This is a genomic window from Pseudomonas sp. GW101-3H06, assembly GCF_059424605.1.
In genome coordinates this window covers 285,418-299,338 of record NZ_JBWKZO010000002.1, presented here as the reverse complement: position 1 = coordinate 299,338, position 13,921 = coordinate 285,418, and the positions used below count along the sequence as shown (strand labels likewise).

The window sequence follows — 13,921 nt, the reverse complement described above, 5'->3', positions numbered from 1 at the left end:
GCAATCGATTCCGGCGGAGCCTGAATCGATTCAATCTGAATGATCGTTCAATTATAGCTTGAATGATCGCTCAAATATAGCTAGCCTGAATGCGTTATCGAGCAATGGCTCAATACACTCGTTCAATACATCGAGAGACGATTTTCATGAAGAGTTTCAAACTGCACGATCAGTCTTCAGCACCCGAAGCGGCCAAGCCACTGCTGGACGATTCCATGAAGTCCTTTGGCATGATCCCGGGCCTGCATGCCGTAATGGCCGAGGCCCCGGGGGTGCTGGACGCCTATAAAAAGCTGCATGCGCTGTTCCTAAACACCAGTTTCGACGCGGATGAAAAAACCGTGGTGTGGCAGAGCATCAATGTGGAACACGGCTGTCATTACTGTGTACCTGCGCATACCGGCATCGCCAAATCGATGAAGGTATCGGACGAAGTGACCAATGCCTTGCGCGACGAAACCCCGTTACCCAACGACCGCCTGGAAGCACTGCGCAGCTTCACCCTAGCTGTGGTGCGCAACCGTGGTGAAGTCGCCGATGCCGACCTGGAGGCCTTCTATGCTGCCGGCTACGAGCAGCATCATGTGCTGGAAGTCATTCTTGGGGTGTCGCAGAAAATCATGAGCAATTACATCAACCACATCGCCAAAACACCGATTGATAAGCCCTTTATGCAGTTCGAGTGGAAGAAGGTGCAAAAATAAAGCCTGTTTGGATTAATAGCCTTCTGAGCGCATAGGGTCTACAGCCGCAGCTGTGGCGTTGTCTCAATTTTTAGCCAGCGGCAGTGAACAACCGATTCTGCTGTTCGCTGGCTAGCCAAAGGTGGCTAAGCCGGGGGCGTGGCGACCGTGTGACGTTTCAGAATACTCACTAGAGGAGGTCTACATGATTAGCCAGATCAGCGAAAACCATACCTATATTGACGGTCATAAAATTGCCTTCCGCGAGCAAGGCGAAGGCAGTCCAGTCATCTTGATTCACGGGATACCAACCAACAGCCTGATGTGGCAATCAGTAATGCCTAAACTTGCGACTCGCCATCGCGTCATCGCTCTAGACTTGCTCAATTATGGCCAATCCGAAAAACCAAAAAACGCCGATGTCTCCATCAATGCCCAAAGCCGTATGATCGTCAAGTTCATGAATGCCCTGGGTGTGCGTAGAGCTGACGTGGTCGCCCATGATATTGGCGGCGGCATTGCACAACTGATAGCAGTGAATTATCCAGAGAAAATTCGCAAGCTGGTTTTAATGGACAGTGTTTGTTTCGATTCATGGCCTATTCCCGAGTTCAAACCGTTAATCGAGCCCGGCGCGGAAGAGGCGATGAGCCTGGATGAGTTTGTCGCCATGATGCGTCGCTTTATGCCGCAGGGCGTTCACAACAAAGCCGTGATGACCGATGAATTGATCAACATTTATCTGGAACCATGGGCAAGCGAAGATGGCAAGCGGGCTTTTTTTCGTAATCTTAGACGCTTGAACAGCGAATACACCCAGTCAATTGCCCAAGCGCTTGGAAACCTCGTACATCACACACTGGTGATCTGGGGCGACCAAGATCCCTTCCAGAAACCGGAATATGCGCAAAAATTGACCGACGCAATCCCAGATGCGGAACTGGCCTGGATCAAGGACGCCGGACACTGGTTGATCGATGAAAAACCAGATGAAATCGCCGACCGTATCAATCAATTCCTGGGTTGACGAATAAGCTCATAGCGCTGGTTTAAGTGCCTGAACTCAGGGCGGAAAAGCGGCTATATCCCAAGTGATGAACATGAACTAACGAGCACTTGAATTAAATTATTCAATCCTGATGGCGAGGAACTACGCATGAACAGAGCCATAGCCTTCGATATTTACGGCACCCTGATCGACACCGATGGCGTGTTGACTGTTCTTAGCGAACAGGTGGGTGAAAAAGCCCCAGCCATTTGTGCGCTATGGCGCAACAAACAACTGGAGTACAGCTTTCGGCGCGGTTTGATGCAGGACTATCAAGACTTTTCAATTTGCACCCGCGACGCACTGCTGTTTGCCTGCCAGACGCACGACGTCAAGCTGGACGCTCAGGCGCAACGGCGAGTTCTGGGCAGCTACGCAGAGCTGCCCGCCTTCGCGGATGTAGCCGCTGGCCTGGGCCAACTGGTCGATGCGGGGGTGCCCCTGCATGCCTTTTCCAATGGCAGTCGAGCGGCGGTGACAGGGCTGCTGCAGCGCGCAGGCTTAAGTGGTTTTTTCCAGCAAGTGGTCAGCGTGGAAGACGTTCAGTCGTTCAAGCCCGACCCCAAGGTTTACGCACACCTGGCGCAGCAGTGCGCGCTGCCAGCCAGTCAAATCTGGCTGGTTTCGAGCAACCCTTTCGATGTGCTGGGCGCAGCCCACAGTGGCTTGCGCGCCGCCTGGTTGCAGCGCGATCTAGGCGCGGTTTTCGATCCGTGGGGCATTGAACCGCCAATCACCTTGCACAGCCTGCTGGGGCTTGCGGATCATTTGCCGCAAGACCCACTGTAAAGCCAGTCTGTTTCGCGTTGCCAATAGGGCGCTACGGGCAAGCGTTTTTCACCGCCCTGTAGAGGCGGCCACTTTGAATTAAAAAACCTGAAGACCAAGATAGCTCTTTCGCAGTTGATCCCTTTATCAAGGACACTTGGGAGCGACATTTCATCAAGGGCCGAGCGCTAATGACCGTGCTTACCATGAGCTCGGAGACATTAGCGAAAGCATTTTTTACCGTTCATCAAGCTGGGTTGTAGAGGATGGGCTGACCATACATTCTTGGTCTGATGCATCTCGGAATCGCGCCCTCTTTACTCTTGGTCGAAGTCGACGCGTGAATGATCGTTGCGCCAACGATAGTGCCTTGACGAAGCGTCAGCCCCCCCCGATCCCCCAGACAGTCGTTAATGACTTCCAGAATGCCTCGACAAGATGGTTGTTATCCAGCAGACGGCGAAAGTTGAGGGGCGTGGTTTCGTCGGGAATGCGCTCCAGGCTCAACCCCTCAAACTGGCGTATAATCGTCGTTTTATACAGTGACTCCTCCATTGCCGGGTCGTTGTGGCCGAACCAGCATCTGCATCAGATGCACTCGCAACATAGCCATCAATGGATACGCCGTGCGACCTCCTTCACCTTCCAGGGCACGACCTTATCCATTGCTATAAGGAAGCGCTCACGGCGGGTTTGCTTACGCTTGCCTTCGTACTCACCATCAGCGAAGGAGATTTGTTTCATTGGGACTCAACCGCTCACTTTGTGGGACGGGGATATTTCACCAGACTCGGAAACCTTTCTCAGATGGTATGGACGCCTCCCCTGGTAGGCAAGTGTCAAAGTAAAACGTGTTGATCACTGGTGCAGCACAGGAACTCAGGATAGAGGACAGCGGAATTGCGGCCAATACGCATTCGAAGCTTCCGATGTCCTTGGGTCGGTGTGTGCTGACCCTTGCCAAAAAGTGAAACGCTGAGATTAATTGAGAAATAATCGGCTATCGGATTGATCAAGTTCAGCTAGGAAATTCAGTCAAGATTTTGTGTAACAAACAAAGAAGCCATCCATCTCAATTGATTGTAGGTCAGAAAAATATCAGACAACTCGCTGAGGAGAGCCGCTTTGGAATCGATTTATTATGTTCTGTGCTGGCACTGCCATCGCCGTTGCAAGCATTGCTACGAAAGCCGCTTTCGTCCCTATGTTAGAGATGAACTGGAGGCTGTCATCAGTGAGGCAGAGCGAAACATGCCTAGAATCATCAATAATTTCCCCGAACGCATGAGCTACGAAGATTGGCGCAACCCGCTCCCCGACGGTACTGTGCCACAGCGGCGTAGCCGAATCATTTTGTCCGGTGGTGATGTGCTGACTGAGCCGGTTCGAGAGCGCATTTTGTATCCCGCCCTTGAACGTCTGCGTGAGCGTTATCGTGAAAAGGGTGGCGTCAATGTGGTGGTTCAGACCACGGGCGATCTGTTAACACCGAAAATCATCCGTGAATTGCTGAATCTTGACGTCTGGATGATCTCAGTATCTGGCCTAGATGATTATCACGTCGGTATGGCAGGTGAAGGCAAAGTGTCGTTGCTAGACCAACTCAAGCGAGAGTTCGAGGCGGCTGGGATACGTCCCTCGGGACTGCGTGCTGACGAACGCGGATGGATGGACGAGAAAGGCCCAGTCTACAGTGCTTTCGGTGCCACTGATGATGCCTGGATCGGCAAGCTTTGGCCCCGGGGTCGGGCCTGGGAGAACAGTCTGTCGAAAGCGAACCTGACCGACAACTTCTGCAATGCCTGGTCCGGTGGGCTGAACTTCCTGGAATACGGTCGATCGGGATCGGAAGTTTCAATTGACCCTACGGGTGATGTTTATCCGTGCTGCCTGAAAACGGCGTCTCCGTTGGGAAACCTGATCGAAGAGCCGCTATACGAGATCCTCGACAGCCTCGCTGGTCACCCCGCTATGGAGGCCATCAATGCCGGCAAGCCCGAACGTATGGGTTTGACTGAAGGCTGGACTACAGCGGATTTCTTCGAAGCCTCTCGCACAACCATGCCGGATGGCGCGGATTATCAGAACCTGTGTATTGGCTGCGATCGCTATTTCACCCAAGTATTAGGTCCGATACTGGATGAAATCCGTAATCAGCGACGGGCAAACCGGCATGGTCTGATCGCCATATCATGAGTCTGCACACTCCAAATCCATTCATGACGAGCTGCGTCGGTTAGCCTGGTTTTACGATAACCGATATTGATACCTGACAGACATATTTTTGATCTGACTTTTCCGACGTATCTTAACAGGGAGCCTGTGATGAAGGCGGTTATACTGGCTATTGGCTTGGCACTATCTACTCAAACGTTTGCCCAGACAGGCATTAGCGAGAACTGGAACGGCATCGTTGAAGAAGCCAAAGGCCAGATCGTTTACTTTAACGCCTGGGGTGGTGAGTCACGTACCAACAACTACATACGCTGGGCCGCCGAGAAGGTGGAAAACCTTTACGGCATTAAACTGGTCCATGTGAAACTCTCAGATACCTCCGAGGCCGTTTCGCGCGTGATTGCCGAGCAGCAGGCGGGTAACACGACCAACGGTGCGGTGGATTTGATCTGGATCAACGGGGAGAATTTCGCCACCCTGAAGCGAGCCGGCCTGTTGCATGGTCCCTGGGTTGGCAAGCTACCGAACTTCCCGCTTACGGATCCGGAAAACAACCCTGAGATGACCACAGATTTTACCGTCCCGGTGGAAGGCTATGAAGCACCCTGGAGCAAGGCCCAGGTGGTGTTCTATTACGATAAGTCCCTAACGGAAAATCCTCCCACGTCCATGCCGGAGTTGCTCAAATGGGCAAAAACCAACCCTGGTGAATTTTCGTACCCCAAGCCGCCACAATTTCTGGGTACGACCTTCCTGAAGCAGGCTCTGCTGGAATTGTCCGATAACCGTGACGCCTTGTATAAACCGGTGGAAGAGGCCAATTTTGAAGAGGTGACGGCGCCGCTATGGTCATTTCTCGATGCCCTGCACCCATACCTCTGGCGCTCAGGCAGGACCTTTCCCGATAACGGCCCAGCGCTGCGTCGTATGATGGCGGACGGAGTCCTGAGCCTGGCGTTTTCATTCAACCCGAATGAGGCTGCCTCGGCGATTGCCAATAGTGAGTTGCCATCAACCGTCCGCACGTATGTGTTGAAAGGCGGCACCATTGGCAACGTCAGTTTCCTGGCCATACCGTTTAATGCCAGTCACAAGGCTGGGGCGATGGTGGTAGCCAATTTCCTGATGTCTCCCGAGGCTCAGGCACATAAGCAGAATCCGGAGAACTGGGGAAGTATCACAGTGCTGGCTATGGACAAGCTGTCTTCCGAGGACCGGGCCCGATTTGATGCGCTGCCAAACCCTGTTGGTGGTGTGACGACACAAGGCCTGCAGCAGGTTGTTGGCGAACTGCATCCGAGCTGGATAGAAGCGCTGGAGCAAGCCTGGCAAGAACGGTACATGGCGCACTGATGCTTCGTTACATATCCTGGCTGATTATTGCGGTACTGATATTGCCGATTGCTGGGGGGATGATCTTAATCATACCTCCGGCGTTTGGCTATCTCCCGCTACTGGGAGGCGATGCCATTTCCCTCGAACCCTGGCAACGGTTATGGCATACACCCGGAATCAGCCGTTCCATAGGGGTTAGCTTCGCGACTGGACTGGCCACCACCGCATTGGCGTTGATAGTGGTGTTTGCCTTTCTCGCCACCTTCAGCCCGACCCGCTTCGATCGCTGGGTAAATCGCTTAATGTCGCCCTTGTTATCAGTTCCCCATGCCGCGGCAGCCTTTGGCTTTGCCTTCCTAATTGCGCCCTCGGGGCTACTCCTGCGCGGGTTCTCGCCTTGGCTAACCGGATTTGAACGGCCACCCGATATCATGGTGGTCAATGATCCTTTTGGTCTCTCACTGATTGCCGGGCTAGCGATCAAGGAAATTCCGTTTCTGCTGTTGGTCAGTTTGGCTGCTTTGCCGCAGCTTAACGCCCAACAGAAAGTCATGTTGGCGCGGTCGTTGGGCTACCACCCGCGAATAGCTTGGCTCAAGGTGGTGGCTCCTGGCCTGTATCAGCTAGTCCGCCTGCCGGTATATGCAGTGCTGGCATTTGCCACGTCTACGGTGGATGTGGCCATGATTCTTGGTCCCAATCTACCCTCGACGTTGAGTGTACAGGTGGTGCAATGGTTCAACGATCCGGACTTGTCTTACCGGTTTCTGGCAGCAGCAGGTGCCTTGTTGCAGTTACTGGTTACCGGCATGACGCTTGTGACCTGGTGGGCTCTGGAGATCACTGTTGCGCGATTGTTCCTTGCCTGGATCAGGCGCGGTGGTAGACGCGGTGGTGACCGGTTGATTAGGGTAACCGGGCGATCCGGTATGGTGATGGCGATCTCGTTGTCAGGCTTGGGTTTGCTGGCCCTATTTGTGAACTCGGTCGCCGGATTCTGGCGATTCCCATCGTCCTGGCCGGCGAATTTTACGCTTAGCCACTGGCTAGCGGCGTTACCGACGATCGAGCGTCCGCTAGTTACGACGCTTGTGGTGGCTGGGTTGGCGGCTTCTATTGCCATGCTTCTGGTGCTTGCGGCGCTTGAACAGGAACAGCGACAGAACAAGCCGGCCACTCGAGCATTGTGCTTGCTCTACCTTCCGCTGCTTATTCCTCAAGTGGGGTTTCTCTCGGGTATTACCGTGTTGAGCGAGATGGCCGGTTACGGCCCCTCTCTACCGGTGGTTGTCTGGGGACATTTGTTGTTCGTACTACCCTACATTTACCTAACGCTGTCAGAGTCCTATCGGCAGTTGGATCCTCGTTGGGCCTGGATCGCCCGTTCACTTGGTAGCTCACAGGCCGGCATTTTCTGGCGCATTCGGGTGCCGTTGTTATTGCGGCCGATCTTGATGGCCTTTGCCCTTGGGGTTGCCATCAGCGCCAGCCAGTATCTGCCCACCCAGCTTCTGGGCGGAGGTCGTATCGTAACAATCACTACCGAAGCCGTCGCCCTATCATCGGGCGGAGATCGCCGGCTGATTGGCGTGTGGGGGCTAGTGCAGGCGATGGTACCGTTGCTGGGTTTCCTATTCGCCATGCTGATTCCCAAACTTCTCTGGCGCCGCCGGAAAGGCATGCAAGGAGCATGAATTTGAAACATCACCTTGAGCTGAGAAATATCAAACTCAGTATACTCGGGCAGACATTGCTAAGCCTGAACCAAACCATCGGGCCGGGAGAGTCCTTGACGGTGATGGGCCCCTCGGGTTCAGGAAAATCCTCACTTCTTGCATTTATTGCAGGGTTTCTGCCTGCAGAGTTTCAGGCCGCCGGGCAGGTGATTCTCGATGGTCACGATATTACTGGCGTACCGGCTGAACGTTCGGGTGTTGGTCTGTTGTTTCAGGACCCCCTACTGTTCCCGCATCTGTCGGTTGCTGGCAATGTCCGATTTGGTATTCGCGGCGGGGGGCGGGAAGTTGATCGCGAGGTTAACGAGGCCCTGGCAGAGGTCGGGCTTGAAGGGTTTGGCATGAGGGATCCTGAGACCCTGTCTGGCGGTCAGCGCGCTCGAGTTGCTCTGGTTCGCTTGCTGCTGTCACGTCCCCGCGCGGTATTATTGGATGAGCCCTTCTCGAAGCTCGATGCGATACTGAGGGCTGAAATGAGGTCGCTGGTGTTTGACCATTTACGCGATTACGGGGTGCCAACGATACTAGTGACCCATGACGCGGCGGATGCCAAGGCCGCCGACGGGATATTAATTAAACTAAGAGCACGTTGATTTGTTCATGTCTTGCTCCCAATTTGGACTCGTATCATTTAAATTCATCGAACACCTTAACAGATAAAGAAGACATCTTAGGATGCGGAGTGCGCCGGAAAATTTAACGATCTAATGGTTACTCAACAGCAATTAATCAACTTATGCCCAAGGTCCATCTGAAAGCACAGATCACTCTATTGTACTCGGACATTAATGGTAGGCGCGGACGCCCCAGGATGAGGATGTTGCACGTGTCGCGTTTATGCATCGTGAAGTTGGATCTGGATGCGTGCCTAGTTAAAGCCGTAGTCTTGCAGTTTCGGCTATCGATTAAGCAGACTGTGCGCCTGCTAGACATGACACACTATTTTGACATAAACTCAGACGTGCACATTATTGCGGGTTGCTGGACTGAATATTTCCAGGCAGACACACCATTTTCAGCCCATAATTTAAACTTTGTTGTGGAGTGCCTAAGGCCTGCGGATGACTTGGTATTTCATCACGCAACTCAACTAGCAGATTCAGCGCCAACAACACACACTGCGACCGGCAGCCAGAGATATATTTTCATACTACAGGCATTAAGCTTTAAGTCATCATCAACAACATTAAACGTCCAAAACATGCATTCGTGGCTGATTGAATATGCATGAAATCCATCAGCCGATATTAGTGGATCGCTTCAAGAGCTGCCAGGGGCTCAGAATTCTAATACATGATTCGCTCGTGCGGCTCAATCCGAGAATTTAACTCTAGCTCGTGATAAAGTCGTTAGAAACTATTATAACTATCAGCGATAGGTCTTACATGACGCAGATAAAGGAATCATAAGCCGAAACCTCATTTACACTGGTTACGCACGGCCGGTATCAGACGGCTTGCGATCTCGAAGTTTCTCGTTAGCAGGCGTGCATGTTAGCGACAGATAACTACTTTATGTCTTCGCTTCCTGCGATGACTACGACATAAAGTTGCCTCTCGGCAAGCATGTTTTTTGAGACTGTAGTTATCATCCTACACTCTTATTGCCACCGAGCTCATACCGCCAAACTTTGTGACTTATTGATGAACTGGGTTGAACTGAAGCAGTGCTCAAGGCAAAGTTTTGTCGTTGAGCCTAAAATTTTGGGTTGTTTGAGGATAATAAAGAGCGAGCCACTCCAAACAATTTTATGATTTAACGTGACCCTAGCACATCTGATTAGATTAAAGCCCTACTTACATCGAGTAGCATTTTCAGGGAGAGAATGGGGTGTTAACTATTCCGCCTATTAATCCCCCCGAAGAACTCTAAGCAAACCTTTAAACGCTCCATTCAACCTAGTGAAAGCCGCGTCGAAGTGAATTGCGTTTTCTGTATATTTTGCGATCTCAACCTGTTGATCAACAGTGTTTTGGTCAAGAGATGGTTGATTCGGTGTCCTGTACAGTAACCCCACCCCATAAATCCCAGCCGCGGACTCGTTTGCAGCAATATGTCTTGAGTTGGTTGTTTGTAAAGAAAACCGAGTCGGCGTGGCGCGTTTTACCTGGTCCGTCAACACCGCAGAAAAGTCTAGGTCACGGGCTTTAAAGTCAGGGGTATCAGCGTTAGCGATATTATTGCTCAGCACCTCAGCTCTTTGACTTCGATAAGTCAACGCTCTTTCAGCGGACCCAACGGCCTTTTCGAAGTTAATACTCATATCATTCTCCTTTTAAGGATTATTACTTGCGCAACATTGCACGCGCCGAGCACTCAAGCCCAAATCGCGATATATCCGCGTCGTTGGCGTGGCATTTATTCCAGATTCAAAAAAAACGCGTATTATTTTTGAAATTACAATCATGCAGTTAAGCAACCATAATGGGTTTCTATACCGAATGAAGGTCATACCTAGTCAGCCGCTACATCAACTCCAGAAACAATTGGTGTCACACAGAGGGCGTCAGTCGAGCGTTTACGGACACCCCGCGTATATTGTTTTTCAAACAGTACATTGATAGCTTGACAAGCAAAAAGGTTGTTGTTTTTTGCGCAGATGGGCTTCGGGCTCAATTCAGAAACCGTAGCGCCCATCTACGTACTCTTACTACGATACCTTTCATGAATGAAGAAAACTATCGTAACAAACGGAATACCCTTATCCCCCTTTAGATCATAGTATCATGGACATTCACGTACCGACAAAGAATGCCCAGTCGAGTCATATTGTACTGCGAGCCTGACTAAGAACCTTGAGCGTTATATTGGGGGTTGAGTTCAAAATACCTGGCGTTAGAATTTGGCATTTCATCATAGCTCTCAGGATCAGCTTGGTAGAGTGCTTGCCCTCTGGCATTAATTTCCGAAAGTGAAGAGCACCCAGCTGAAACAAATATGGCCAAAATCAACATGCTTCTGATGGCGTACCTCATGGTTTTACCTCGATATCAATTATGGAGAACTCTCGATTGCACTGAGTTTATGGAGTGCAGTGGCCACCCAGCTTTCCGTATACAGCACCAAGGGCGGCACCAAAGATAATGTGTAGCATTAGAGTCATGACTGGGGCCATAACACCGATGTTTAGGCCGAATAAACCTGCCCCTGCCATAGGCATCACAACCACCATCATCAATACCCATGCCCCGACCCCAAACCAAATACCGCTGAGAGTATCTCCACTTGGTATCCGGCTGCGTAACAGAGAGAATAAGATCCCCCACATGACAGTACCTATCATGAAATGCATAAGCCATCCGACAAACACACTTGTGACTCCAAGCATGCTCACGATCATAGCGATTGGGTTCAACTCAGGCATCACGCCCATCATCTGCTTAACAAACATCAGCATTGATAAAACAAGTGTCGCCACGAATCCTGCTACCAACCCTCTCAATATATAATGCATAGACATTCTCTCCGTATTTTTGAATAACCCGAAACTCAAATTCAGTATCGAATTCACTTCCGTTGCTGAAAGCCAAATTGGCTTTATAATTCGACGTTAATACTGATTTCTCAGAGTATTCATCGAGCCTGAGAGCCAGTGTCAATCACAGCTCTCCCATTCCTGATGCGTGAGAGTAGCTTTTGTTACATCTGATGATTTTTTTTCTACGAAACTGGCCTCACACATGGCAAATCTGTTTATTGCGACCTCGTAGGTGCAGATGTTGTTGAAGTGAGGATTGGAAAGTCTACCTAGCAAAGCACCCCGTTCAGATATTGATACGCCAATGGATGCCGCTCATTCTCGAATAAATCCAGAGTCGGCCCGCTATCAAGCACACAGCCACACCCATCTCTTACCCAGCAGACAGAAAGGTGATCAGCCAAACGTCGAGCCTGAGCCAGGTTATGAGTCACCATGAGCAGAGTGTAACGCCCCTTAAGGCTCGCAATCAGACGCTCGACCGTAGCACTGGCGATAGGGTCCAATGCGCTACACGGCTCGTCGAGCAACAACACGCGCGGTTGTAAAGCCAAGGCCCGGGCGAAACATAATCTCTGCTGTTGACCTCCGGAAAGCCCCAAAGCCGGCATTTGTAGACGATCTTTAACTTCGTCCCAAAGGCCCGTGGCTGTGAGTGCCTGTTCCATCCGTTGCTCCAGATCCGCCTTGTTCCGCACACCATGCTCACGTAACGCAAACAGTATATTTTCGGCGATGCTCAGCGGGAATGGATTGGGTTGCTGGAATACCATGCCGACTTGACGACGTAACTGTTGAACGTCCATCTTTCCCGCCAGTACATCCTTGTCATCGATCAGCACACTTCCGCTCACCCGAGCGCCTGGAATTAAGTCGGTCATGCGATTGACTGCTGAGAGCATGCTACTTTTACCGCAACCACTGGGACCCACTACGGCCATCAGCTCACCTGATGCCACCTCTAAACTGGCATCCTGCAGGGCTGTATGATTGGCGTATCGTACGCTTAGAGATTGAATGCTGAGAGCTGGGGGGGATGTTTCAGAGTTAATCATTTTTTTGTCTCGCGGCTGAAAGTTTTTTTACCGATGCGCCAAGCCAGTAGTTGAATAGCTATGGCAAAGCTAAGCAATACCAACGCTGTGGCACCTGAGGACGGTCCACCACCAGAAACATTCATAGCCAAGTCGTAAATATGCACAGCAAGCGTACGGCCCGAATCAAACACGCTCTCTGGCCAACGCATCACATATCCTGCGGTAAACAACAGCACGGCGGTTTCGGCTAATGCGCGCCCGGCACTGAGTACTAGAGCGCCGGCGATACCAGGAGCCGCGACTGGTAAGAGGATACGTCGCAAGTAACCAAAGCGAGAGATGGCGAGCCCCGCGGCGGCCTGGTTGTAGGAGTTTGGACAATCGCGCAATGCTTGTTCGGTCCCCCGGATAAACAGCGGTAAAATCATGCAAGCCAACGTACATCCACCGGCCAGTAGCGAATATCCCCACCCGAACTCCACCACGAATACACGGTAACCGAACAACCCGAATACCACCGATGGCACTGCACCCAAGCCATCAAGCGCCCATTGTAAAAATAAGTTAAGTCGGCTGTCGGGACGAACCTCTTGAGCAAGGAACAACGCAGCCCCCAGCCCCAATGGCAAGGCCAAGCTCATACAAATCAGAAGCACCAGTGCAGTCGATAAAATGATTGGCCCAATTCCCCCTGCTCTCCCCGCTTGCAGCGGTTCATCAATCAGAAAGCTCCAACTCAAGCTTTGTAACCCTTCTCCGAACACCGAGATCAACAAACTGAGCGGAGCAACCATAACCAACAGTGCGAGCAGACCGAGAGCTCGACCACGCCAGAGCTCCGAATTGCTCATGTCCTGCTCCCATAAATCCGCGCTAGGCCCATCAACAGTAATGCCAGAATTAGCAACAGCAGCCCGCTTACATATAAAGCCTCCAAGTGCGAACCTGTTGCATAGCTCATCTCCAGAGCGATGTTCGCAGTCAGCGTTCGTACCGGCTCGAAGGGCGTCATCGGCCATTGCACAACATTACCTGCGACCATCATCACCGCCATGGTTTCACCAAGTGCACGTCCGAGTTGCAGAAGTATGGAGGGCCATAGCCGAGGCCATGAGGCCGGTATCAAGACCCGGCGAATCACCGACCACTGTGAGACACCCAGGCTCAATGCAGGAGCCATATGCCGAGTGGCGGCCACACGTAACGTCGTATCTGCTTGCACAACCAGCAGCGGTAGAATCATCAGGGCCAACACCAAACCTGCTGCCAGCAAGCTCGCACCAGGAGGTATCCATTGGTTGAGCAGCGGTACCAACACAACCAAACCCCATAAACCGTAAACCACCGAGGGAATACTGGCCATCAAGCCGATCATTGCGCTGTATGGTCGAGCAAGATAAGCAGGCGCATAGAAGACCATCCACAGACTGACCAACAAACCTGTGGGGACTGCTAGTAATAAGGCCAGCACACTACTAAGCAACGATGCCCCTAACATGGCTTGTAAGCCGAACTCACCGCTTGAGGGTCGCCAATTAGTACTCATCAATCTAGCCGGGTCTTGAAGTAGAGGCCAGCTGGCCTGAGTCAGAAATAGCAGGATCAACAACAACAGGCTCGCCGCAGTTAGAGCACAGAGAAGACTTGCACTTCGCAAAAAC

The 13,921-nt window shown here is 51.7% G+C and carries 12 protein-coding genes and 1 pseudogene; 7 read left to right on the top strand and 6 right to left on the bottom strand.

What is annotated here, in order from left to right; genetic code table 11:
- Positions 1 to 146: 146 nt before the first annotated feature.
- The 3 genes from AC07ZE_RS30590 to AC07ZE_RS30580 all read left to right on the top strand — a co-directional run bounded on the left by AC07ZE_RS30590 (position 147) and on the right by AC07ZE_RS30580 (position 2,520).
- On the top strand, positions 147 to 704 hold the full coding sequence (locus AC07ZE_RS30590; protein WP_057978292.1) for a carboxymuconolactone decarboxylase family protein: 558 nt from the start codon (positions 147 to 149) through the stop codon (positions 702 to 704).
- Positions 705 to 888: 184 nt separating this feature from the next.
- Positions 889 to 1,710, top strand: a complete 822-nt coding sequence (locus AC07ZE_RS30585; RefSeq protein WP_057978290.1) for an alpha/beta fold hydrolase — start codon at positions 889 to 891, stop codon at positions 1,708 to 1,710.
- Between the two features lie 129 nt (positions 1,711 to 1,839).
- A complete protein-coding gene (locus AC07ZE_RS30580) occupies positions 1,840 to 2,520 on the top strand; it encodes a haloacid dehalogenase type II (RefSeq protein ID WP_057978288.1) in 681 nt (226 codons plus the stop codon).
- A 263-nt stretch (positions 2,521 to 2,783) separates the two neighbouring features.
- Here AC07ZE_RS30580 and AC07ZE_RS30575 read toward each other — a convergent pair.
- Positions 2,784 to 3,243, bottom strand: a pseudogene (locus tag AC07ZE_RS30575) (transposase); the annotation flags it as partial.
- A 381-nt stretch (positions 3,244 to 3,624) separates the two neighbouring features.
- Between AC07ZE_RS30575 and AC07ZE_RS30570 the strand changes: the two are divergent.
- The 4 genes from AC07ZE_RS30570 to AC07ZE_RS30555 all read left to right on the top strand — a co-directional run bounded on the left by AC07ZE_RS30570 (position 3,625) and on the right by AC07ZE_RS30555 (position 8,338).
- Positions 3,625 to 4,695 (top strand): radical SAM/SPASM domain-containing protein, encoded by a 1,071-nt coding sequence (locus tag AC07ZE_RS30570; protein WP_057978286.1) that lies wholly within the window; start codon positions 3,625 to 3,627, stop codon positions 4,693 to 4,695.
- Positions 4,696 to 4,824: 129 nt separating this feature from the next.
- Complete coding sequence (locus AC07ZE_RS30565) at positions 4,825 to 6,027, top strand: ABC transporter substrate-binding protein (RefSeq protein ID WP_057978284.1); 1,203 nt, start codon at positions 4,825 to 4,827, stop codon at positions 6,025 to 6,027.
- On the top strand, positions 6,027 to 7,703 hold the full coding sequence (locus AC07ZE_RS30560) for an ABC transporter permease (RefSeq protein ID WP_057978282.1): 1,677 nt from the start codon (positions 6,027 to 6,029) through the stop codon (positions 7,701 to 7,703). Before AC07ZE_RS30565 ends, AC07ZE_RS30560 begins: the two co-directional genes overlap by 1 nt.
- Before the next feature lie 2 nt (positions 7,704 to 7,705).
- Positions 7,706 to 8,338 (top strand): ATP-binding cassette domain-containing protein, encoded by a 633-nt coding sequence (locus AC07ZE_RS30555; protein WP_202879047.1) that lies wholly within the window; start codon positions 7,706 to 7,708, stop codon positions 8,336 to 8,338.
- Between the two features lie 1,256 nt (positions 8,339 to 9,594).
- Here the strand turns inward: AC07ZE_RS30555 and flgB are convergent.
- The 5 genes from flgB to pstC all read right to left on the bottom strand — a co-directional run bounded on the left by flgB (position 9,595) and on the right by pstC (position 13,917).
- A complete protein-coding gene (flgB, locus tag AC07ZE_RS30550; protein ID WP_057978278.1) occupies positions 9,595 to 10,008 on the bottom strand; it encodes a flagellar basal body rod protein FlgB in 414 nt (137 codons plus the stop codon).
- A 759-nt stretch (positions 10,009 to 10,767) separates the two neighbouring features.
- Positions 10,768 to 11,199, bottom strand: a complete 432-nt coding sequence (locus AC07ZE_RS30545; RefSeq protein WP_057978276.1) for a DUF6789 family protein — start codon at positions 11,197 to 11,199, stop codon at positions 10,768 to 10,770.
- 293 nt (positions 11,200 to 11,492) lie between these two features.
- Entirely contained in the window at positions 11,493 to 12,278 is a 786-nt protein-coding gene (locus tag AC07ZE_RS30540; RefSeq protein WP_057978274.1) for a phosphate ABC transporter ATP-binding protein, read from the bottom strand.
- Complete coding sequence (pstA, locus tag AC07ZE_RS30535) at positions 12,275 to 13,111, bottom strand: phosphate ABC transporter permease PstA (protein ID WP_057978272.1); 837 nt, start codon at positions 13,109 to 13,111, stop codon at positions 12,275 to 12,277. The genes AC07ZE_RS30540 and pstA overlap by 4 nt, the downstream gene beginning before the upstream one ends.
- Positions 13,108 to 13,917 carry a phosphate ABC transporter permease subunit PstC gene (gene pstC / locus AC07ZE_RS30530; protein ID WP_256660526.1) on the bottom strand — a complete coding sequence of 270 codons (810 nt, stop codon included), beginning with the start codon at positions 13,915 to 13,917 and terminating at the stop codon, positions 13,108 to 13,110. Before pstC ends, pstA begins: the two co-directional genes overlap by 4 nt.
- Positions 13,918 to 13,921 lie beyond the last annotated feature (4 nt).